The 23,358-nt window shown below is 45.5% G+C and carries 18 protein-coding genes; 4 read left to right on the plus strand and 14 right to left on the minus strand.

Annotated features, from left to right (window positions below; all coding sequences use genetic code 11):
* Positions 1–20: 20 nt before the first annotated feature.
* Entirely contained in the window at positions 21–605 is a 585-nt protein-coding gene (locus WG8_RS14410) for a YqhR family membrane protein (RefSeq protein ID WP_007430941.1), read from the minus strand.
* An 862-nt stretch (positions 606–1,467) separates the two neighbouring features.
* On the opposite strand from WG8_RS14410, the gene WG8_RS14415 reads away from it, so the two are divergent.
* Both WG8_RS14415 and WG8_RS14420 read left to right on the plus strand, forming a co-directional pair.
* On the plus strand, positions 1,468–2,460 hold the full coding sequence (locus WG8_RS14415; protein ID WP_007430942.1) for a DUF1385 domain-containing protein: 993 nt from the start codon (positions 1,468–1,470) through the stop codon (positions 2,458–2,460).
* Positions 2,461–2,467: 7 nt separating this feature from the next.
* The gene (locus tag WG8_RS14420) at positions 2,468–2,785 is read left to right on the plus strand and encodes a hypothetical protein (RefSeq protein ID WP_007430943.1); all 318 of its coding nucleotides are present in this window, start codon (positions 2,468–2,470) and stop codon (positions 2,783–2,785) included.
* A 114-nt stretch (positions 2,786–2,899) separates the two neighbouring features.
* On the opposite strand, the gene WG8_RS14425 is transcribed toward WG8_RS14420, so the two are convergent.
* From WG8_RS14425 to mntR, 3 genes are all read right to left on the minus strand, one after another.
* The gene (locus WG8_RS14425) at positions 2,900–3,889 is read right to left on the minus strand and encodes a patatin-like phospholipase family protein (RefSeq protein WP_007430944.1); all 990 of its coding nucleotides are present in this window, start codon (positions 3,887–3,889) and stop codon (positions 2,900–2,902) included.
* Positions 3,890–3,984: 95 nt separating this feature from the next.
* Positions 3,985–5,724: a family 10 glycosylhydrolase gene (locus WG8_RS14430; protein WP_007430945.1), complete on the minus strand. Its 1,740-nt coding sequence runs from the start codon at positions 5,722–5,724 to the stop codon at positions 3,985–3,987.
* A 137-nt stretch (positions 5,725–5,861) separates the two neighbouring features.
* Positions 5,862–6,287, minus strand: coding sequence for a transcriptional regulator MntR (gene mntR, locus WG8_RS14435; protein ID WP_007430946.1), 426 nt, complete (start codon positions 6,285–6,287; stop codon positions 5,862–5,864).
* A gap of 251 nt (positions 6,288–6,538) precedes the next feature.
* Between mntR and splB the strand changes: the two genes are divergently transcribed.
* Positions 6,539–7,603, plus strand: coding sequence for a spore photoproduct lyase (gene splB, locus WG8_RS14440; protein WP_007430947.1), 1,065 nt, complete (start codon positions 6,539–6,541; stop codon positions 7,601–7,603).
* Here splB and WG8_RS14445 read toward each other — a convergent pair.
* From WG8_RS14445 to adhE, 8 genes are all read right to left on the minus strand, one after another.
* On the minus strand, positions 7,596–8,312 hold the full coding sequence (locus tag WG8_RS14445; RefSeq protein ID WP_007430948.1) for a cytochrome c biogenesis CcdA family protein: 717 nt from the start codon (positions 8,310–8,312) through the stop codon (positions 7,596–7,598). The two genes, splB and WG8_RS14445, sit on opposite strands and share 8 nt — an antisense overlap.
* A 156-nt stretch (positions 8,313–8,468) precedes the next feature.
* Positions 8,469–10,487: a methionine--tRNA ligase gene (gene metG, locus WG8_RS14450; RefSeq protein WP_007430949.1), complete on the minus strand. Its 2,019-nt coding sequence runs from the start codon at positions 10,485–10,487 to the stop codon at positions 8,469–8,471.
* A gap of 392 nt (positions 10,488–10,879) precedes the next feature.
* Entirely contained in the window at positions 10,880–11,176 is a 297-nt protein-coding gene (gene yidD, locus WG8_RS14455; RefSeq protein WP_007430950.1) for a membrane protein insertion efficiency factor YidD, read from the minus strand.
* A gap of 1 nt (position 11,177) precedes the next feature.
* Complete coding sequence (locus WG8_RS14460) at positions 11,178–11,669, minus strand: Fur family transcriptional regulator (RefSeq protein ID WP_007430951.1); 492 nt, start codon at positions 11,667–11,669, stop codon at positions 11,178–11,180.
* A 255-nt stretch (positions 11,670–11,924) separates the two neighbouring features.
* On the minus strand, positions 11,925–14,144 hold the full coding sequence (locus tag WG8_RS14465) for a copper amine oxidase N-terminal domain-containing protein (protein WP_007430952.1): 2,220 nt from the start codon (positions 14,142–14,144) through the stop codon (positions 11,925–11,927).
* A gap of 212 nt (positions 14,145–14,356) precedes the next feature.
* Complete coding sequence (pflA, locus tag WG8_RS14470; RefSeq protein ID WP_007430953.1) at positions 14,357–15,115, minus strand: pyruvate formate-lyase-activating protein; 759 nt, start codon at positions 15,113–15,115, stop codon at positions 14,357–14,359.
* Between the two features lie 65 nt (positions 15,116–15,180).
* Positions 15,181–17,442, minus strand: a complete 2,262-nt coding sequence (pflB, locus tag WG8_RS14475; protein ID WP_007430954.1) for a formate C-acetyltransferase — start codon at positions 17,440–17,442, stop codon at positions 15,181–15,183.
* Positions 17,443–17,758: 316 nt separating this feature from the next.
* Positions 17,759–20,371, minus strand: coding sequence for a bifunctional acetaldehyde-CoA/alcohol dehydrogenase (gene adhE, locus WG8_RS14480; RefSeq protein ID WP_007430955.1), 2,613 nt, complete (start codon positions 20,369–20,371; stop codon positions 17,759–17,761).
* A 258-nt stretch (positions 20,372–20,629) separates the two neighbouring features.
* On the opposite strand from adhE, the gene WG8_RS14485 reads away from it, so the two are divergent.
* On the plus strand, positions 20,630–21,346 hold the full coding sequence (locus WG8_RS14485) for a Crp/Fnr family transcriptional regulator (RefSeq protein WP_007430956.1): 717 nt from the start codon (positions 20,630–20,632) through the stop codon (positions 21,344–21,346).
* Positions 21,347–21,467: 121 nt separating this feature from the next.
* On the opposite strand, the gene WG8_RS14490 is transcribed toward WG8_RS14485, so the two are convergent.
* Both WG8_RS14490 and WG8_RS14495 read right to left on the minus strand, forming a co-directional pair.
* Positions 21,468–22,235, minus strand: a complete 768-nt coding sequence (locus tag WG8_RS14490) for a DODA-type extradiol aromatic ring-opening family dioxygenase (protein WP_007430957.1) — start codon at positions 22,233–22,235, stop codon at positions 21,468–21,470.
* 746 nt (positions 22,236–22,981) lie between these two features.
* A complete protein-coding gene (locus WG8_RS14495; protein ID WP_043891085.1) occupies positions 22,982–23,326 on the minus strand; it encodes a winged helix-turn-helix transcriptional regulator in 345 nt (114 codons plus the stop codon).
* Between the last annotated feature and the right edge of the window lie 32 nt (positions 23,327–23,358).

Raw genomic sequence — 23,358 nt, forward strand, 5'->3', positions numbered from 1 at the left:
TTGAGAAGTTTTTGTTACGTTCAATCCCCAGCTTTCTCAGGCTCGCGCTTTCTTTCATCCGTATACTCCACAGCAATCGTGTAGCCGATAAACAAGCCCCACAATAAAAACAAGCAAATTTCCGTATATATGGAATTCCATGTTAGCCGATGAGGCGGATTCATCATCCCGAGCTTGGGGCCGGTTAATACAAATAAAATAACCCACCAGACCAGACCGTAAACGATGCCGGGCATAGGTCCTTTAAATTGGCGGAGCATCAGTGTGTACACCAATGAAGCTATAACGGATAGTGCGATAAAAAACAGCAAGCCTACCAGATGTCCTGCCGTTGTTTTCATGAACGAATGCTTGAAAAATGGCTCTGCCAGAAAGCCGGGTGCTACTATCGTAAAATGCATCGTAAAAAATAGCCACCGCAGCAATCCCCAGAGCAAACCTGCAAAAAAACCAAGCTCCAACGCAAAGGGAATGAGCGGCGTATGTATTTTGCCTGACTGTTGTCTGCCCCTACTACTGTTATGGTTATGGCTGCGTTGGTCCTGAGATTCACGAGACTGCTCCTGATTATGTCTCCCCTTCGGTACGGAGTAGGTTTCACTCATGTCGTTTGCTCCCCTTTCATGATGCTGCACGTTGTGATGCGTTTGTATATCCGTTTTGCTAGGTAGTATGCTCCGAAGGGGTGAGTTTAACACTGACGTTAGTGAGTTCTTGTTACATGAGGGGCAGGTGTGGCGAAGATTGGTGATGACTTGTACTGCGTGCATATATGGTCGCTACGCGAACGGATCATTCCTCCGATCGCTGTTGCCTCCAGATTTCTGATTTTTTACCCTCAAGGGTAGAAATCCGAAGGCAAAGGCGAACGCTGTCGCTTCTTCAGAACGATTCCGTTCTCTCCGCTGCTTTATGCGCTTGTGCCAACTTTTTCCTTGACGGGCTTGGTTAATCAACGTATTTACATCCATTATTCAACACTCAAAAGCTCAGAGTCTAAAATTAGTTTTTTTACATACTAACCCTTAAAGGGTTAGTAATATCAGACTTTTCACAAATCTGATAAAGAAATTTAATACAGGGATACCGCTTTCGTAAATATTCCATAACCGAAATGCTTTAATTTCGGAAAAAGCTAAAATGGGGCTAAAGCCCCGCAACAAGCTTTTCATAGAGGTTTAAAACACGATTTTACTCCCCCACCCCAAACAAATTGAGAGGCGGGTAGCAGCGGAGGGCTCGGAATCGTCCTGAAGAAGCGTTAGCGTTCGCCTTTATTCACGGATTTTAACCTCTACATCTTTTATTTAATCCAAAAAATACGGGAATAACAGCGATCGGAAGGATGATCCGAGCTCGGAGCGGTCTAAATACTGCTTCTCAAATTTGCCCCAACTAGATATTCACTCCCAAATTCGATACAATATACAAAAAAGCATGTATCACGTATAAAGAGAGGTGAGTCGGTTGTCACAAGCATCGAAGCCTGTAAGTTACGGTGGCCAGGCAGTTATTGAAGGTGTCATGTTCGGCGGCAAGCGTGTCAATGTCACGGCAGTTCGCCGTAAAACCGGCGAAATCACATATTTGGAAGTACCGCGCAAGGAGCAATCCTGGGTATCCAAATTTCGTAAAATACCGTTGCTGCGGGGAATTGTAAGTATCATCGATTCCAGTGCCAAGGGTACCAAGCATTTAAATTATTCAGCTGATGCCTATGCAGATGATGAGCTCGATCCTGAAGAACGTGCAGAGCAAAAGAAAAAAGAAGAGTCCCGCTGGAGCCTGAGCATGATCATCGGTGTGGCGGCGGTCGGGATTATCTCCTTTTTGTTCGGCAAAATTGTGTTAACCCTCGTTCCGGTTGTCGTAGAGAACTTTCTGTTTGAAAATGTATTTCACAACCAGATTCTGCACAATCTCGCCGAAGGAGCTATTAAGCTGATTCTGTTGCTGGCTTATTTATGGGCTATTTCCCAAACTCCGCTAATTAAACGACTGTTTCAATACCACGGTGCGGAGCATAAAGTAATTACTGCATTTGAAGCAGGAGAAGAATTAACGCCAGCCAACGTGCAAAAATATAGCCGGCTGCATTACCGCTGCGGCAGCAGCTTCATTATGCTCACCGTGATTATCGGCGTACTCGTCTATTCCCTGTTTACGTACGATAGTCTGTGGGAACGCATGGGACAACGGCTTCTGCTGCTTCCGATTGTGTTGGGCCTTTCTTTTGAATTCCTCAAGCTGACCAATGCCCTGCGGGAGATTCCAGTACTTCGTTATTTGGGCTATCCCGGCCTGTGGCTGCAACTGCTGACCACCAAAGAACCGACCGATGATCAAGTAGAGGTATCCATTGCTTCTTTTAAGCGTATGCTTGAATTGGATGCCGAGTTGGAAAATGCACCTGCAAAGGAGACCTTCAACAGCCCGGTTCTTGATCCTGTGAAAGGATGAGTAGATGATGAACAGACATGCGGTTATTTTCTGGCTTACCCTTGCTTTGGGTGCATATGGAATTGTGGATATGGTATGGAGAGGAAGCTTGGGCTTTCTCATGAGTTTACTGATTCCTGTCCTTGTTTTTACAGTTATTTTTCTGCTATACAAATACTTGCCGGGACGACGAAGCCGTTCTCCCAAAATCAAGCCCTCTGCGCGTACGATGGCCAAAACAGCCAACTCACGCAAGCAAACTTCAAGCAAGCGCAAGGCGTACCCTTTTCATGTCATTGAAGGTTCTAAGGGCAAAAATGAAGAAGAGCAGCCTAAGTATCATTAGTCAGGCAAAGACCACGTATGATGCAGTAAAAGGAGCCACCCCCGTGTAATGAAATATGTCCATGGGAGCGGCTCCTTTTTTTACCTTCTAATCCAATTTAGCTGTTGGTAGCGATTACTTCATGGCGTACATTGTATTTTTCATCAATTGATACTTGCTGTACTGCTGTTGATAGGATGTAATGCTCCATTTGTGGAAAAAGGCTTCCCCTGCCTGCACACCGGAAGCATACAACAAATTACTCTGCTCTGGAGAAATGTTGAATTGCGCGGTGCGGATACCCAACGTTGGGATTTTAATAGTCCGGTATCGGTTCTCCTGCTCGATATATCGTTCATCGTGCGCCGATAGCATCGTATCAAAAATAGCCTGCAGCATCGTCAATGGCCCCCGGATATAAGAAACCTTGGTTTCCGTTCCCGTTCTGCCCACCATCTGAAATCCTACCGTTGGAATCGTTTTGGCTTCACGTTCGTTCACAGGCTCATCAAATAGCCACAAAGGCAGATTGCTTAGCAAAGCTCCATCAACAACAAAAACAAATTGTTGGGAAAAAGTTTTCCCTTTGGCAAGTGCAGAATCAAGTCTTAACATCACCGGATCAAAAAAATAAGGGATACTTGTGCTCATTCGAATGGCCTTGGCGACCTCCAGCGAAGAAGGGTTGATACCAAAACGTTTAATATCCTCAGGCAGTACCAAAATGCGGCCATTCGTGATGTCTGATGCAATAATCCGCAGCTTGCCAGGGGGTAAATCCGCGAATGTACGGACTCCCTTGGCTCGCAACAGTTCACGTACCCAGTGCTCCAGTGCTTCCCCTGAGTAGAGCCCTTTTTTCAGGAAGATACGAGCAGCCGGCCCAATCCACTTGATGTTAAACACCGGAGAACGCCGCAACAACTTAACCAAGGGGGTCTTCTCAATCACGGCTTTCATTTCATCTGCCGAGTATCCTGCCGCCAATAAAGCAGCGACGATAGCTCCTGATGATGTGCCGGCTACACGATTGAATACAGTCCCATGCTCCTCCGCAGCCTTAACTGCACCCGCCAGCGATATACCCTTAACCCCTCCACCCTGGAACACAGCATTGATCAGCATAGATCAAAAAACCTCCGTTCTCTTGGGAGTAAGCAGTTCTACTGCTTATGTATGAGAACAGAGGCCCAAATAGAACCTATATGATCCAATTTATATCACATTTGATAATAATTTTGAAGAAGTTGAATAAGTCCGTAAGGATTTTTCCGCAAATGCTGTGCACTAAAGTAAATATCCCCTTTGACCTGCTTATAATTTTCGTTCAGTTCAAGCTGCTTAATGAGCTCTTGAGCCGTTTGCCAGCCCTTTTCTGGGGTGCCAATTTTATACGGAGAATGACCGATATACAGCTTAACATCTGAATTTTTGACCTCATTGGACCACCATGCGACAAGCTTGTCATAACCGGCTGCCGGGAAACCGATACTCCAGTAAATTTGTGGAGCTACATAATCAATCCAGCCCTTGTTGATCCAGGTCCGTACATCTGCAAACGTCGTATCATACGCCGTAACGCCTGCCTTCGTGTCTGATCCGGTTAAGTCCTGAGACTTGTTGCGCCACACCCCAAAAGGACTAATCCCGAATTGAACCTTGGACTTGCTTGCATGAATGGTTTTGCCCAAATCTCGAACAAAACTGTTTACATTATCTCTCCGCCAGTCGCCCTTGTTCGAGATATTGTTGGCATTATATGCTTTGAAGGTTGCATCATCATCAAAAGTTCCGCTGTAAGGATAGAAATAGTCATCCAAATGAACACCGTCAATATCGTAGCCGTTTACCACTTCCATGATCGCCGTAATGACATGCTGACGTGCGGCTGGAATTCCCGGATTGATGTACAACTGGCTGCCATTTTTAACAATCCAGTCTGGATGCTGGTTAGCCACATGATTTGCAGCCAATCCGCTGGTGGTTCCTGTCGAATTAGCACGGAACGGGTTAAACCAGGCATGAAATTCCATTCCTCGCTTATGCGATTCGCTGATCATAAATTTCAAAGGATCGTAGCCTGGGTTTTTACCTTGGGTGTTCGTCAAATACTTGCTCCATGGCACGAGACTGGACGGATAGAGCGCATCCCCACTGGCACGAACCTGAACGAACACCGCATTAATGCCCATGCCCTGCAAATCATCGAGCATTTTGGTAAATTCCTGCTTTTGCTTCTCGGCACTACTTCGGGCCGCCGAAGAAGGCCAATCTCCATTAATCGTAGAAATCCAGGCTCCGCGCATGGAAGTCGAGGCCTTCACTTGAACGACATTTCCGTTTGCAGCATTTGAACTGTTCTCGCTCGTAGATGTGGACGGTGAAGTACCCATCGCCTGCCCATCATCGCTGGCATTCTGATCCGTACTTTCACTTTCCTGATTGACAGATGCAGACGTATCTGGAATAGTGCTATTCCCCGCAGAGGTATTTGCACCTGTAGACACACCTTCTTTACCACTGCTTAACGTAATAACTCGCTCAGTCGCCTGCCAGTCTACTTTTAAACCTAACGCTTCTCCTACAAAACGCAGCGGCACCATGACTCTCCCGCTTGTCATACGAGCAGATGCGTCCAATCGAACAGACTTGCCGTTCACGGTCGCGCTTTGTCCGCCGTTCTCCATCGATATATTTTGGTCCTGCGCTGTAATCGTTACCGTGCCGGATGCTTCCGACCAGTTCACCTGCGCACCCAATCCCTCACTGATCACCCTCAAAGGAACCATCGTTACATTGGCTCCCTGTACAATATACGGTGACGCATCACTTTGCAGGGACTTTCCGTCCAATATAATCTCAATATCTCCGTTTGGAGCTGCTTGAGCTCCAGGCATAATGACCGTCTGCACTGCCAAGAGTAAGCCCGCAGCCGATGCCCCTATTCTCTTCCAATTCATTTTGTTACAGTCCTCCGCTAACCCAGTTAATTTTAACCCCTATCTTGTCCTGCTATATAATGGATAGACGCTAACAACCGGATGTTTGTTGCGGTCTTTGCAAATAAAAAAGCATCTGTCCTTACGGACAATGCTTTTTAGGAATCCCCACTCAATTCCTTGTGTATATCATGAAGCTGGCGCAAGCGATCTTCATCCCGGCGGAAATATTCGACCAATGTTTCAATGCGGGTGATGGAATCCCAGCTCAAATGGTGCTCAATACCTTCCACGTCTTTATAAATCAGGTCCTTGTCAACCCCAATCATATCCAAAAATTGCTCCAGTAGCTGGTGACGATCAACTAACCGTTTTCCAACCTTTTTCCCTTTGGGCGTCAAAATCAGTCCCCGATATTTCTCATATACAAGATAATCGTCTTTATCCAGCTTCTGGATCATCTTGGTAACGGACGAAGGATGCACCTCCAGCCCCTCTGCGATATCCGAGACACGAGCGTAGCCTTTCTCATCAATCAGCTGGTAAATGCGCTCCAAATAATCTTCCATGCTTGGCGTTGGCACTTATTTCCCTCTTTTCTGTAATTGAACGGGCGCTACCGCCTTCATTTCCTGCGTTAAACCTACATATGTAATGATACATGTTATCATTGTCTATTGGCAAGTCTCCTACCGTTGCTCACAACGATTGCCATGATTTGTTCAATCTTAAGCCGGGCACACTAGCGATATCGTCTTTGTATGTTTTATCCTGTGGCATGAGTCAGAGATGAAACATCTGAATCTTGAGTTTTATTCGGAAAGGAGCGTTACCCTTGTCTACGCTTGAACGTACTCCTGTCCAAAGCAGAGGAACCAAGCCGTTCATGCCCGATCTGGTGTTTTTTGAGCCGGATGCACTGAATTATCCCAAAGGCCAGCGTATTATGGATTGGGTGAAAGCCAAGGGTATTCCGTATCGGATGACCACCTCGCACAACCGGATTACCAATTTGCCGGGTGAAACTGAGGTTGAAAAGTACCGAATGGCCAAAAAAACACTGGTCGTCGGTCTTCGCAAAACGTTAACCTTTGACCAGTCCAAACCTTCAGCTGAATACGCTATCCCCATTTCGACCGGTTGCATGGGACACTGTCATTACTGTTATTTACAAACCACCTTGGGAGCAAAACCATATATTCGTGTGTATGTCAACACCGACGATATCCTGACCGCAGCTAAATCCTATATTCAGGAACGTGTCCCTGAAATCACTCGTTTTGAAGCAGCCTGCACCTCCGACCCTGTTGGTCTGGAGCATATCACCGGATCACTCGGAGACTTGATTCGTTTTATGGCAGATGAGAAATATGGTCGACTGCGCTTTGTTACTAAATATCATCATGTCGATCCATTGCTCGATATTGAGCATAATGGTCATACTCGCATCCGTTTTAGCATTAATTCCGATTATGTTATTAAACAGTTTGAGCCTGCAACCTCACGTTTTGAGGAGCGGATTGAAGCAGCGGGAAAAGTAGCACGCGCCGGTTATCCGCTGGGCTTCATCATTGCACCGATCATCTGGTATGACGGCTGGGAAGAAGGCTATGGTGAGTTGCTGCGCAGACTGGGAGAAACCTTGCCCCAGCATGCTGCTACAGATTTGACGTTTGAATTAATTCAGCACCGTTTTACCAAAACATCCAAAGCTGTTATTGAAAAGCGTTACCCGAAAACCAAGCTCGAAATGGACATAGAGAAACGCAAGAAAAAATGGGGTCGCTGGGGACAAAACAAATATGTTTATCCCGACGAACAGCAAAACGCACTACGGGAGTTTATCACAGAACGCATTTTTGAACATTTTCCATTAAGCCGTATTGAGTACTTCACATAATCAGCATCCAATCCGGTGTAATCCGTTGTAAAAACAGGGTTAGATCTGTCATATGATCGGTCACCAGCAAAATACCAGTAATAATAAGCAGTATACCACCTGTTTTGATAATAATGGATGTATAACGAGAGGATAGCCGAACAGAGCCTGCCAGCAAAGCCAATGCAAAAAATGGAATCGCAAAGCCAAGCGCGTAGCCTGTAATCAGCTTGAACCAGGTGTGATGCTCAACTGCCGCCAAAGCGATAATAGCTGTCAGCATGGGACCGATACAGGGGGACCAGCCTGCCGCAAACCCAATTCCGATCACAAAGGAACCGGCATAACCGGCAGGCTTCCATGTCCAACGAAGCTTATGCTCCCTCATTAAAATCAAAGGACGCACGACACCAAGAGATACCAAACCCATAATTAGAATCAGCAACCCAGCCAACACTCTTAGCGTATCCCCATAATTACCAAACCATTCTCCAAGCAGCCCGACGCTTGCACCAAGTGAATAGAACACAACCGAAAAACCCAGTACAAAAGCAAGCGTGTGCCCCATCGTACGGTAACGCACCTCTGCTTTATGCCGTCCTTCGGCAAGCTCACGAGCCGACATCCCTGTCATATACGATAAATAAGAGGGATACAGCGGCAAACAGCACGGTGAAAAAAAAGAAACCAATCCGGCTATGATCGCCAACCCGGCGTTAACATCCGTCATCTTCACGTCCTCCTACCTGTCTAGTAGACACGGGCAAACAAGCCCTATTTACTACAACATACGTGAGAAGGGAGCAAAATATGATGCAAGCCAAAAAGCGCAGGCCCGGACATGAAGCTGCCCGGACATACGCTGATACATCTTTTCTAATTTATTCTACTTTACAATCGCACCATTCGGCATACCTTCCGGTACGGTGGCCAGCGTAAGCTGATCTCCATGCGATGCTGCCAAAATCATACCTTGTGACAGCTCTCCACGAAGTTTCACAGGCTTAAGGTTGGTCACACAAATCACCTTGCGTCCAATCATATCCTCTGGCGTATAAAACTTGGCAATTCCCGATACAACCTGGCGCTGCTCATAACCGAGATCAAGTTGAAGTTTCAATAGTTTGTCAGCCTTCTTCACAGGCTCACAGGCAATGACCTGAGCGACTCGCAGTTCTATCTTGGCAAAATCCTCAATGCCAATCTCTTCCTTCGCCTCTGGTGCCTCCTGGCCTGCCTCAGCCGCATTTTGTGGCTGAACTTGAGCCACAGCTTCCTCCGGCTTCTTGCCTCCGGTCATGGCTTCCACAATGAAAGCAACCTCTTGCTCCGAGTCCAGACGCGGGAAAATTGGATTGCCTTTGACCAACTGCGTTCCTTCTGGAATACGTCCAAACTGCTTGCCGCTATCCCATGTAGTCAGCTCACCTTGGCTGATACCGAGTTGTTCCCAAATTTTATGAGGAGCACGCGTCAAGAACGGTTGCAGCAGAATAGAAGCGATACGCAAGCTTTCTACCAAATGCACCATGACGGATGCCAATTCGCGGCGTTTGTTCTCATCCTTAGCCAAATTCCATGGTTGCGTCTCGTCAATATACTTGTTGCTGCGGCTAATAAATTGACTAATCGCTGTCAATGCCACGGAAAACTCCATATTTTCCATCGCTTCTTCTACTTTACTGTAAGTCGATGTTGCCATCTCTACCAAAGCTCCGTCGAATGCTGTTACATTCGCTTCATAAGCTGGAACCTTGCCTGCAAAATATTTGTCTACCATCGCTACGGTACGGTTCAACAAATTACCCAAATCATTGGCCAGATCCGAATTCACCCGATCAACAAAGCTTTCTGGTGTGAAGGTTCCATCCGCCCCGAAAGGCACCTCGCGCAGCAGGTAGTAGCGAAGCTGATCCAGACCATAACGGTCAATCAACGTAACCGGGTCTACGACATTGCCTTTGGACTTCGACATTTTACCGTCTTTCATAAGCAGCCAGCCATGTGCAAATACCTTTTTGGGCAACGGAAGATCCAGCGCCATCAGCATAATCGGCCAATAGATCGTGTGGAAGCGCACAATCTCTTTACCTACGATGTGCACATTTGCAGGCCAAAATTTATCATACAGCTCAGTATTGGAGGAACCATAACCCAAGGCTGTAATATAATTGGAAAGCGCGTCAATCCATACGTATACGACATGCTTCGGATCACCCTTCACTTTAATGCCCCAGTCAAAGGTTGTGCGGGATACTGCCAGATCCTCCAGCCCCGGCTTGATGAAGTTATTAATCATCTCTTTTTTGCGGGATTCCGGCTGGATAAACTGCGGATTCTCCTCATAAAATTGCAGCAACCGATCAGCATACTTGCTCATACGGAAAAAATAACATTCTTCCTTGACCAGTTCTACCGGGTGTCCACTATCCGGACTTTTGCCTCCAGCTACATTGCCTTCAGCGTCCTTCACCACGTCAACCAGTTGAGTTTCGGTGTAGTAAGTCTCGTCAGGAATGCTGTACCAGCCTTCGTATTCTCCCTTGTAAATATCGCCTTGCTTCAGCAAACGATCAAAAATGTCCTGTACGACTGTCTTGTGACGTTCTTCTGTGGTACGGATAAAATCGTCATTGGAAATGTCGAGCTTCCGCCACAGATCTTGAATACCTGCCACGATATCATCAACGAAACGTTGCGGCGTTTTACCGGCTGCACTCGCCTTCTGCTCAATTTTCTGACCATGCTCATCCGTTCCTGTCAAATAACGAACCTCATAGCCTCGCAGCCGCTTGTACCGAGCCATCGCATCACCCGCTACCGTCGTATAAGCATGACCTATATGAAGCTTGTCACTGGGATAATAGATCGGTGTCGTAATGTAAAATGTGTTCTCATGGGACATGTGTATTCCTCCTGTTTTGTTTTCCTGTTACTCCAATTCATGATTTCGACACAAATTGGGCACAAAAAAGACCCCCGCCCCTATGGGACGAGAGTCACCTCACGCGTTACCACCCAAATTCCCTGTATCCTCGCAGACTACAGGCTTCACCAGTCACATCTGACCGCCCATTAACGCTGGATCACGCCTTTCCCTTACAATTGCCCCACGCTTGCACAAAAAACGTTGGCAGATACGCTCGAAAAAGGTTCCTCCAGGACCATATTCAGGCTTCGCTCCAGACCGGTTTGCAGCTAAACCCGGCTCTCTGTACTGGACTCTTACCCTACTCATCCCTTCACAGGAAAACAATATTAACCAAAATATAACCAAATCCACGCAGCGATGTCAAGTCAGCCCCTTCCCGGCATCCTCTCACCGTAGTCAGCCAAACGGTCTTCGCCGGACTTATCCGCCCGCTTTTGGATAGGAGGAACCAAATCTACCCCGCCCGGATGAAAGGGATGGCACTTGGCTATACGCTTGGCGGCCAGCCATGAGCCTTTAAGCGCACCATGCACCTCTACCGCCTCCAACGCGTATGCCGAGCATGTTGGATAAAACCGGCAGGTCGCTGGCTTTAACGGTGAGATATAGGAACGATAAAACTTGATCGGAGCCTGAACCACTCTGCGTGTGGTGATTTTCATTTTAATAGCCCCCGTGGCTGTGAGTGTGACTGCTCGTCTGCCTGAATCCTCCATCAGAATTACTCTCATGATGCCCGTTTTTTTGTTGGCAATTTTTGCAATACCCGAAAATTTCAAATTTGTGCTCAACGATTTGGAACTGATCCGTCGTATCTGTCATCTGCATCGGGCAAAAAGAAATCGGTAATGTTTTTTGGCAGCTCAAGCAAATCATATGATGGTGATGATGATGCTCATTGCAGCTTACCTTGAACTTCATTCCATCCTCAAAAGATACCTGCTCAAGCACGCCCAACTCCTGCATTACACGCAGATTACGATAAACCGTGTCAAAGCTGAGTCCACTATATTTTTTACCCATATATTCATAAACGTCTTTAGGAGACAAATACCCTTCATTCTCGGAAAATAACGTGGCCAGCGTCTTGCGCTGATCTGTAATACGCAGCCCTTGAGCGGACATTGTTGCGATGATTTCATCCTTTGTCAGCATGCGTTTCACCCTCCCCTGTCTGTAGTTTCAGGTATTCTGATGCAGGCTTAGGCTTGCATTTTTTTATTATACCACGATTAAAGTCAATATTATAAGAGATATTCGCACCTGTGAGTAAGAAAAAAGACGTTCTCCAGGACTGCAAACAATTCCGCAGCAGGAGAACGCCTATATTCTGCAAATGACATCTGACTTTTAAACGGTGAATGATGAGACCAATGGTCTAAGCCGGTGAACAGCACCGGTTATTTCATATTAGTTTTTAATAGGCGGCAACGGCATAACAACTACAGAAACCGGCAAGTTGCTTCCTGCCGCTGCAGTGAAATACATCTCTACGCTTTCCTCGATATGACCTGTACGATACAGCACACTCATCTCATTCGGTGCTTGCACAGAACCATTCGTTGGAATACCCACAACCTGATTGTTTACCATCGCATAACCGGCATATTCACCACCACGCGGGTTGAAAGCAATCAGGGAATACGGTGCTACATGGTCCAGCTTAACTTTATAGACGACACCAAAGTTACCGGCATTGGAAGCAGAAGAACCGTCCAGACCGTCAGTACCCAGCAGGTTCGGGTCTACTTTATTGTCACCAAGAACGATACGCTGAGCTGTTTTACCAACCTCTTCCGTATAATTGAGCGAGATATCGGAATTCGCATACGTTCCACGGTTATGAATGCCGTCCTTTGGCAGTTTTGCCAGAGTAGGCAGCGCGGTTAACGGATCTGCATTTGCATCTAACACAACAACCGTGTATTGAATAGGTTGATCCGTATACAAGTCGGACAAGAGAGAAATGACCTGTTTTTGCTTAATTTTTTGCGCATTCAAATCCTGTAAAATAACGCGGCTTTCGCCCGGATTCAGAACTGTGCTGGAGCGTTTGCTTCCATCCAACATGGATTGAAAGTAGCGCTGAATCGAAACCTTACCCGCAGCTGTCGCAAACTCAGATGGACCGGCAAAACCGGAATTTTCGACATTTATATTGGCAGGCGTAATATTATTGTTGGTTGCAATAACGTACATTTTTACATCTCTGCCCGTTTCATTCACATGATGGACGAGTATACGCGTGCTGCCTGATCCCGTTTCCTGATACACGATGCCATCCTGGAATACCCGTTCCGGACTGTTGGCACGGATCAAAAGACGTGGTGAAGACGTACTCGTCACTGGAATGGTAGCCATAGTAGGCACCTGACTGCCGTCTGCACTATATTTATCACCATAAGGAGTAAAGATTTTGTTGAAATCATCTTCATTGTAGAGCAGTTCATTTGTAATTTTAATCGTTTGGCTTACAGTACCTGTTGCACCATGCTTGTCAGTGACGGTCAATGTAATGGTCACGTCACCCGGTTCGAAAAATGCCAGTTTCTTGTTTACCCAATCACGCTTGGTGATCGCATTTTCATCATCCGTACTCAGATCCGTAATCGTGATTTTTTCACCCATTTTGTATTCTTTTTTATCTGTTGTAAACAGAGCCACCGGCGGCTGATTTGGCGGTTTCACCGTAATCGTAACCGAATATGGATCACTCCAGTTCCCTGCGGAGTCAAGAACGGAATAGGTAACTACATATGTACCTGGCTCCTGAAACACGTCCTGCTTGCCTTCCCAACGTTGATTCACAATCGGAAGACCTGTAGGAGAAGATTCCTTCGTTAAATACGTAACTTGGGTTTCACCTGCATAGATATCTTTTTGCTGAACCGTGAAGGAAGCTTTAGGCTTCTGATTCAAATCCATGATAACCTGTTTTGTTGTATTATTCACAGTATAAGGAATATTTAAGGCCTGTGTAATAGAGGTCAATGGGACCATAAAAACATTCTTCTGTTGGAAAGCCGGGCCCTTCATTTGTCTAGCTTCACCATTAACGGTGTAAACCTTGCTGTCCGTCTTGAAGCGCAACACGTTTGTTCCTTGGGTGATTACAGTTTCTTTGGTTGCAGTGTCATAACTAAACTGTAATCCGACGCGGCTGACAAGTGAACGGATAGCTACATAGGAAACGCCGTCCTTGACTGTCATAGGCTGAGTCGCCGTGTATACCTGTCCGTTCTGTTCCATTTTTGCGCTGTTCAAATACAAAATCAATTGATTTGCGCCCATGGATGTTGGAGAGCCGCCAGGATTGGTGATCGTTCCATCCCCGTATACATCACTGGATACGTTTGATCCGTTGGTTGTATCCGTAGGCAAGCCAGACAATGGATCATTGGTTACGCCTGTATTATCAGACGTTGTCGTGCTGTTTGGTGTTCCCGTGCTATCTTGACCTCCGCTGCTATTCTGAACGCCAGATTCTGCGACATTGGCTTGAGCCTGCTGTCCGCTAACCGAATCGGTAGATTGAACGGTTGTTGTTGTTGCTTCTGCTCCTACAGGGGCTACTGCGGCCACCTGAGCTACCGCAAGCGCGGTGAGCATGGTCCACTTCTTGAAATTCATTGTCTGTCTCCTTCTATCCCAAATTATTATCATTCCCGTAAAAAGTCATACTATTAGACGCGGCAGTTACCAAAAAGTTGCTGGGAATTTTTCTTAATATGAAAATAAAAAACCTCCTCCTGGAATTCAAAAATTCAACAAAAAAAAACCGCTGCCATCTAATCTGATGTGCAGCGGCTTTATAACAGTAAGTAGCTTGGGAGCCATCCTCATTATGACAGGCGACAAACAGCGTTCTTCTCTGCAGTCTCCAGACGACCCTCTTCAATGAGTCGATAAGCACGTTGAACTTCTTCTTCAGTAGGGGACGGAACCCCTTCCAGCGGATACGCCTTGCCGAGCATTTCCCATTTGTATACACCCATTTGGTGATAAGGCAAAATCTCGAACTTTTCGACTCCGTTCAACGTTCCGATAAACCGACCCAAATTCAATAGATCTTGCTCATCATCATGAATGCCTGGCACAAATACGTGTCTAATCCACATTTTGCGTCCTTGTTCAGATAACCAGCGTGCTGTTTTTAACATACGGTCATTGGACTTGCCTGTGAGCTTAATATGCTTGTCGTTGTCAATATGCTTAATATCCAGAAGCACCAAGTCCGTTACGTTCAGCAAATCTTGGATACGGTCCGCGTCATTAAAACCGTTACTGTCCAGCGTCGTGTGCAAATTCCAGCGACGCTTCACTTCCGTGAACAGCTCTGCTACAAAATGAGCTTGCAATGTCGGTTCTCCACCGGATACGGTCAAACCGCCTCCTGAAGATCGGTAGTAGGCTAAATACGGTTCTATTTCAGCCAATACCTCCTCCAGTGTCATCGGATTACCTTCATTTAAAGCCCAGGTGTCCGGATTATGACAATATTGACATTTCAACAAGCATCCTTGCATAAAAAGCACGAAGCGGATGCCGGGACCATCGACGGTCCCGAAGGTTTCCAATGAGTGTATATGACCTTTCAACATGTTGCATCATCCTTCCCGCATCCGCTATGCGTGCGTCGTTTGTAATATATGATAGGTTAAGCTAATTACATCGTACCGTGGAATGTACGGTTAATAACATCCAGCTGTTGTTCACGAGTCAGCTTGATGAAGTTAACGGCATAGCCCGATACACGAATCGTAAGCTGTGGATAATTTTCTGGGTGTTCCATGGCATCCAGCAGTTGCTCACGAGCAAATACGTTGACGTTCAAATGATGCGCATGGCTTCCGAAGTAGCCGTCCATCATCGAAACGAGGTTCGTTTTGCGTGTTTCTTCTTCCTTACCCAGTGCTTTAGGCACGATGGAGAAAGTATTCGAAATACCGTCCAGACTGTGCTCATAAGGCAGCTTGGCTACCGAACTCAGAGATGCCAAAGCACCTTTTTTGTCACGGCCATGCATTGGGTTCGCACCTGGCGCAAACGGTTCGCCTGCTTTACGTCCATCCGGTGTTGTACCTGTTTTCTTACCGTACACCACGTTGGAAGTAATGGTCAGGACAGATTGAGTAGGAAGAGCATTCCGATAAGCTTTGTGCTTGCGAATCATACTCATAAAGGTCTCTACCAGTTCTACTGCGATGGTATCTACACGATCATCGTTGTTACCATAGCAAGGGTATTCACCTTCGATTTCAAAATCAACAGCAATCCCTTTTTCATTACGGATTGGTTTTACTTTTGCAAATTTAATAGCGCTCAAGGAGTCAGTTGCTACTGACAGACCAGCAATACCACAAGCCATGGTACGAAGAATATCACGGTCATGCAGCGCCATTTCAATGCGTTCGTAGCTGTATTTATCATGCATGTAGTGAATCACATTCAATGTGTTCATATACAGTTTTGCCAGCCATTCCATCATAGGTTTGAAGCGGCTCAACACTTCTTCATAATCCAGCACTTCGCTTGTAATGGCTGGGAATTCAGGTCCTACTTGAACGCCGGATTTTTCATCCTTACCACCGTTAATAGCATATAACAGAGCTTTAGCCAAGTTGGCGCGAGCACCGAAGAATTGCATTTGTTTACCGATTTTCATGGCGGATACACAACAAGCAATACCATAATCATCGCCATAGATTGGACGCATCAGATCGTCATTTTCATATTGAATGGAGCTGGTTTCAATAGAAACTTTTGCACAATATTTTTTGAACCCTTCAGGCAATTGTTCTGACCACAGCACAGTCAAGTTAGGTTCTGGAGCAGGCCCCAAGTTGTACAGCGTGTGCAAGAAGCGGAAGCTGTTTTTGGTAACACGAGTTTCTCCAGTGACAGACATACCACCAATAGATTCTGTTACCCATGTTGGGTCTCCACTGAACAGTTCATTATAGTCAGGTGTGCGCAGGAATTTAACAATACGCAGCTTCATGACAAAATGATCGACCAATTCTTGAGCTTGTTCTTCTGTCAGCGCGTTTTCTTCAAGATCACGTTGAGTATAAATATCAAGGAACGAAGATACACGTCCCAGGGACATTGCTGCGCCATTTTGTTCTTTGATCGCCGCAAGGTAGCCAAAATATACCCATTGGAAAGCTTCTTTCGCATTGTTAGCTGGTTTTGAAATATCAAAGCCATGTTCAGCAGCCATTTGTTTCAATTCATTCAAAGCACGAATTTGTTCGGAAATTTCTTCGCGCAGACGAATTACGTCCTCTTCCATAGCGTCAACTTCAAGGCTTTTCAATTGAAGCTTTTTATCTTGGATCAGGAAGTCTACTCCATACAGAGCTACACGACGGTAGTCACCAATAATCCGACCACGACCGTATGCATCTGGCAAGCCAGTAATAATACCAGCTTTACGAGCTGCTCTCATTTCATCCGTGTAGGCATCAAACACACCTTGGTTGTGCGTTTTACGGATATGCGTGAATATATCAATAATGCTTTCAGGCACTTCAAAGCCATAGGCTTTACATGCATCAATCATCATCCGAATTCCACCGAATGGTTGCAAGGAACGCTTGAATGGTGCATCTGTTTGCACACCAACAATTTGTTCTTTATCCCGGTCCAGATAACCCGGCTTATGTGAAGTAATAGTAGATGGCGTATTCACGTCTACATCAAGTACACCGCCGTTTGCCAGCTCTTTTTTAGTAAGATCAGATACAATATCCCACAGTGCAGTTGTGTTGGCAGTAGGGCCAACCAGGAACTCTTCAGTACCTACATAAGGTGAAATATTGGTTTGGATAAAATCGTTAACGTTGACTTCTTTCATCCATTTGCCTTTTTTAAAACCTCTCCAGCCAGCTTGTTGTCCTTGTAAATCTCTCTCAATCACCGACATGTAAATCCCTCCAAATTGTTTGGTCTTCCGGGTTTGTGATTTTTTTCACTATTTTATCCCGGCCTTTTCACCGATGCCTTAGCTCAGTGTCGGGACCTTTCTTACACTCTTATTGTAGAATAATGACAGAGTGCAGTATGTGATATAAATCACAATATGAGTGATTTATGTCACTTTATTTTTCCCTTGCTCCCGCCTGATCCTGTAAACTTCTCACTCACCTCCCTTCCCAAGCCAACAGGCCCTCTATCAAAGAGAGCCTGTAGTGGTATTGAATAGGAAAATGCTTGTTACAAGCCTCTTCATACCTATTATATTATTGGTCAAAACGTCCGTAGAAGGCATTGCGGTATACATCAGCCAATTCAGTAACCAGCGGCAGCTTCGGATTCGCAGTTGTACATTGATCCTCAAAAGCGCGGTCAGCCAAATAATCTACACGTGCTTCAAAATCCTTCGGATCGAAACCGAGTTGTTGGAACGATTCCTCGATACCGAGTGTTTTGTTCATCTTACGGATCGCTTCGATCAGGCTGTTAACTCCTTCTTCCGTGGTGCGAGCAGGCAATCCCAGTATGCGAGCAATCTCCGCATAGCGCTCATCCGCAACAAAATGCGAATATTTAGGGAACGAAGCGAATTTTGTCGGTTTTTTCGCATTGTAGCGAATGACGTGCGGCATCAAGATCGCATTCGTGCGACCATGCGCTGTATGGTACTGTCCGCCCCATTTGTGCGCTAGACTGTGGTTAATACCCAAGAATGCATTGGCAAACGCCATCCCTGCGAGCGTGGAAGCATTATGCATTTTTTCGCGAGCCAGCTTATCACCAGTCAGAGCTGATTGCTCCAGGTGTTGGAATACCAATTGAATGGCTTTAATGGCCAGACCGTCTGTGTAGTCATTTGCCATTACGGACACGTAAGCCTCAATGGCGTGTGTCAGAACGTCCATACCTGTATCCGCTACAGCTGTTTTAGGCAGCGAATATACAAACACAGGGTCAATAATTGCCACATCTGGGGTCAACTCATAGTCAGCCAGCGGGTACTTCGTGTTGCCCAGGTTTTTGTCTGTAATTACCGCGAAAGAAGTAACTTCTGAACCTGTACCCGAGGTTGTAGGAATGGCTACGAATTGTGCTTTTTGGCCCAGACGTGGGTACTTGTAAATCCGTTTGCGAATATCCATGAATTTTTGTTTCAGGTTGTTGAAATCTGTATCTGGATATTCATAGAACAACCACATGCCCTTCGCAGCATCCATTGGGGAACCGCCGCCCAGTGCGATAATGCAATCCGGTTGGAAACGTCTCATCATTTCAGTACCGCGTTCTACCGTAACTGTCGATGGATCTGGCTCTACTTCAGAGAAGACCTCGATCGCTACCGGTGTTTGGCGTTGGTGCAAATAATGAATGACACGATCCACATAGCCAAGCTTCACCATCATAGGGTCTGTGACAATAGCTACACGTGTGATGTCAGGCATTTTAGCAAGATACTGAGTCGAATTTTTTTCAAAATAAACTTTGGAAGGTACTTTGAACCATTGCATATTCACCGTCCGTTTCGCCACCCTTTTCACGTTAATCAAATTGACTGCCGATACGTTCGACGAAGTTGAGTTACGTCCGTACGAACCGCAACCGAGCGTCAACGATGGAAGGTTGGTGTTGTAGATGTCACCGATCGCACCATGCGTGGAAGGTGAATTTACAATGATACGGCCTGTTTGCAAACGGTTTGCGAACCGGGCAATAACGTCCTCATCGTTCGAATGAATAGCGGACGAGTGACCCATGCCCCCGAACTCTACGACTTCAGCAGCGCGTTGAATACCTTGTTCAGCATTTTTTACTTTATAGCAAGCCAGTACAGGACTCAATTTTTCCGCGGACAATGGGTATTTTGTTCCTACCCCTTCAATCTCAGCGACCAAAATTTTGGTTCCTGCCGGTACGGTGATACCGCTCATTTCAGCAATTTTTACAGCGGACTGTCCAACGATAGCCGGGTTCACTGCACATTTCTCTACATTCATAGCTCCCTGAGTGAGCTTAGCTGCTTCTTCTTTATTTACAAAGTAGCAACCGTTAGCGATCATCAATTTTTTCACTTGCTCAAAGATTGGCTCTTCGATAATAACCGCTTGCTCGGAAGCACAGATCATACCGTTATCAAAAGATTTCGAGAGGATCAGATCATTCACAGCCTGCTTGATGTCCGCTGTTTTTTCAATGAAGCAAGGCACGTTACCAGGACCTACGCCCAGAGCAGGTTTACCGCAGCTATATGCCGCCTTAACCATGCCTGATCCACCAGTTGCCAGAATCAGTGCCACATCCGGGTGATTCATAAGTGAATTTGTCTTATCCATCGAAGGAGCTTCAATCCATTGAATACAGTCAGCAGGAGCCCCGTGTTTAACGGCTGCTTCAAGCAAGACGCGGGCTGCTTCCGCACTACACGATTGAGCGGATGGATGGAAGCCGAAAATGATTGGGTTACGTGTTTTAATGGCAATCAACGCTTTGAACATGGTAGTCGAAGTCGGGTTTGTCACTGGAGTAATCCCCATAATGATGCCGACTGGCTCAGCTATTTTTTGAAAACTGTCAAAATCATTATCTTCAATGACACCGACGGTTTTTTCATTTTTGATGCTATGGTAGATATATTCTGTTGCAAACATGTTTTTAGTGATTTTGTCCTCGTACACACCGCGTCCTGTTTCTTCAACAGCCAGCTTTGCCAGGTACATGTGTTTATCCATCCCTGCGAGTGCCATAGCTTGTACGATTTCGTCAATCTGTTCCTGATTCATACTCATGAAAGCTTGCTGTGCCCGGTTCGCCCGGTCAATCAGCGTTTGAATATACTGCTCTGCGCTTTGCTCTTTTTGGATAACCTCGTTTTTAACAGCCATTTCCCTCATCCTCCTGTTATCTCGTGTACTTTCTCTTGTTCACGCACTGATCGTAACACAGCTTTCCAAGATATTTTGTGATTTTTTTCACAATCTATTTAAAATTTTATTTTTGTAGTGAATTAAATCACAAAGTTTGCAAATCTGCCACTTTTCCCCCTACTTCTTGCCCCAAAAACGCATTGCACAGGTATATAATAAATTTGAATTGATCAAGTTGCAGATAAAAAAACATAGGAAACAAAGGGGAAATGGACGATGAGAAACCCTGCAAACGTAATGGAAGCTCACGGTAACACCTGTTGCTTCTCGGAGGCCAGCTTCAACCGGCTGCAAGTGATGATGAAAGATCGAGTCATGCCAGAAAGCTCGCATTTGTTTTGGGAAGGAGATACAGCAGATAAGCTGTTTTATATCAAACGCGGACGCGTGAAAGTGACAAAAACAACGGATGAGGGTAAGGAACTTATTTTATATATGTATCAAAGCGGCGATCTTGTGGGTCAAGCTGATCCATTTTTCGGAACTAAACACTCCTTTTCTGCTGAGGTTCTGGAAGACAGCGATATTGGTGTAATTGATCATACAGACCTGGAGCTGCTCATTTGCCAGCATTGCGATTTTGCCATTGACTTTATGAAATGGATGGGGTCGCATCACCGAATTACTCAGACCAAGTTCCGCGATCTGATGATGTACGGTAAGCCCGGAGCTCTCTGCTCAACACTTATTCGGTTATGCAACACCTATGGCGAGCCTCACGGTGATCATATCCTGATTCATAAAAAAATTACGCATACTGACCTTTCCAATATGATCGGTGCCACCCGGGAAAGCGTAAACCGGATGCTAAGCGATCTGCGTAAGAAAAATGCAGTTGAATATGATAACGGCATGATTGTTGTCAAGGATTTGGAAATGCTGCAAAGCGTATGTCATTGTGAATTGTGCCCACGTGAGATTTGCCGGATTTAGTTAATCTTGTCTAAACAAACGGGAGTGTTTATGCCATCCTGGCTATAAAACACTCCCTCATTTTATTTCCTCTTCTCACCAAAAAGCAACTAACGATATGCCTTCTTGATCCATCCCACCTTTAGAACTGAAAGCACAGGTAACTTAAATTCCCCATCTCATAGCTTCTATGAATGACCCTGGCCTTGTTCGCTGGATTGCCACTCCCCATTGCAATAAACAAAGGCACAAAGTGCTCTGCTCTTGGTACCGCCTGACGGGCATACGGCGCTTCGCTTTCGTAGCAATCCAAAGCCTCTATATCCCCATGTTGCACCTTGTCTATAATCCAGTCATCAAAATCAATGGCCCAAGGCTCTGTTGTCCTTGCTCCCCATTGGACGATGCGCAGATTATGGACGGTTACACCACTGCCAATGACCAGAATATCCTGTTCCCCCAGTCCGCGCAGCACTTCACCAATAGCATATTGTGCTTTGGGCGAGAGATATGGATTTACAGAAATCTGAACGACCGGGATGTCTGCCTCAGGATACATACGGTGCAATAGTGTCCAAGACCCATGATCCAGTCCTCTTACCTGATCAGTTTGTACGTCAATGCCCTTTTGCTCATATAATTCTTTCAGCTTATTTGCCAGCTCTATCGAACCATGTGCAGGATATTTCACCTCGTACAGTTCCGGCGGGAAGCCGCCAAAATCATAAATCGTTTCATATGCGTCATCCATCGAGCTGATTGTCAATACCTGCGTCTCCCAATGGGCAGTGAAAATAACAATAGCCTTGGGACGAATACTCTTCCCTAATCGCTCCAAGAAAGCAGTATAGTCGTTCTGTTCAATAGCAAGCATCGGCGACCCGTGGGCCAAAAATAAAGCTGGTGTCATACGGAAATCTCCTTATCGTTTATAAATTTATTTTTTTCAATAAGTAACTTTATGTAAGTTATAATACATAAGTAACAATGTCATGTCAATCAAGAGTTTTGCATATACTTAAAGATCAGCAATTGTTAAATAAAGATTGATATAGGTATAAAGTCATAGTAATATATAACTAATAAATTCAAAAAAATTTCACTACATTTCGATATAAAGGACTGGTTTCTATGGAGATACATACTGCTAATTGCCCAAAATGTGGTTCTGTTTTCCGTCGAAATCTTAGAAACCTGTGCAACACCTGTATTCAGGAGGAAAATGTATTCTTCGACCGCTGCTCCAATTATTTATGGAAGCACCCAGCTACGCACACCCGCCAGCTCAGTGCTGCAACCGGAACACCCATGAATTTGCTCACAGATTGGGTAAGAGCAGGCAAGTTTCCCTCTACATACAACCAGCTTGATTATCCTTGCGAGTCCTGCCAATCCCCCATTTATGCAGAAAGACTGTGCCATTCATGTCTAGGTACATTTCGTACAGCCGCACTGGATATTCAAACTCGTATCCCACGCCGTACGGCAACCGGATTATTTTCAATTGCCGAACGCATCAAAAGTTTTTAAGCGTACTAACTTATCTATATTGATCATTGCGGTATAGCGGAAAATAGCCCTTACATACAAAATAAAAACAGCCTTTTTCTAGGAAAAGGCTGTTTTGCTATGAAAAACGCTTATTTAGTTTGGTGCTCATCTAATCCATTCTTCAGCCCAAAATTGAATCTGCTCCATTACTGGCTGAAGTGCACGGCCTTTGGTTGTAAGCTCGTATTCAATGCGGACAGGAGTTTCCGGGTATACATGACGCGTAAGAATTCCTTCATTTTCCAAGTCTTTCATCCGCTCTGATAACATTTTGTCACTCATTGTGGGAATCAGATTGGAAATATCCTTAAACCGCTTGGGACCGCTCATCATGGATTGAATAATCAATCCGTTCCAGCGCTTTCCCAGACATGAAAAGGCGGTTTCAAAACGCGGACACATTTTTGTAAATTGCGGTTGACCCTCCAAATTTTTCACCTTCTTTTGCATTTCGGTTTGATAAAGCTTTCCTTTTGTTAGTA

The sequence above is a fragment of the Paenibacillus sp. Aloe-11 genome (assembly GCF_000245715.1).
In the GTDB taxonomy this organism is placed as follows: Bacteria; Bacillota; Bacilli; order Paenibacillales; family Paenibacillaceae; genus Paenibacillus; species Paenibacillus kribbensis.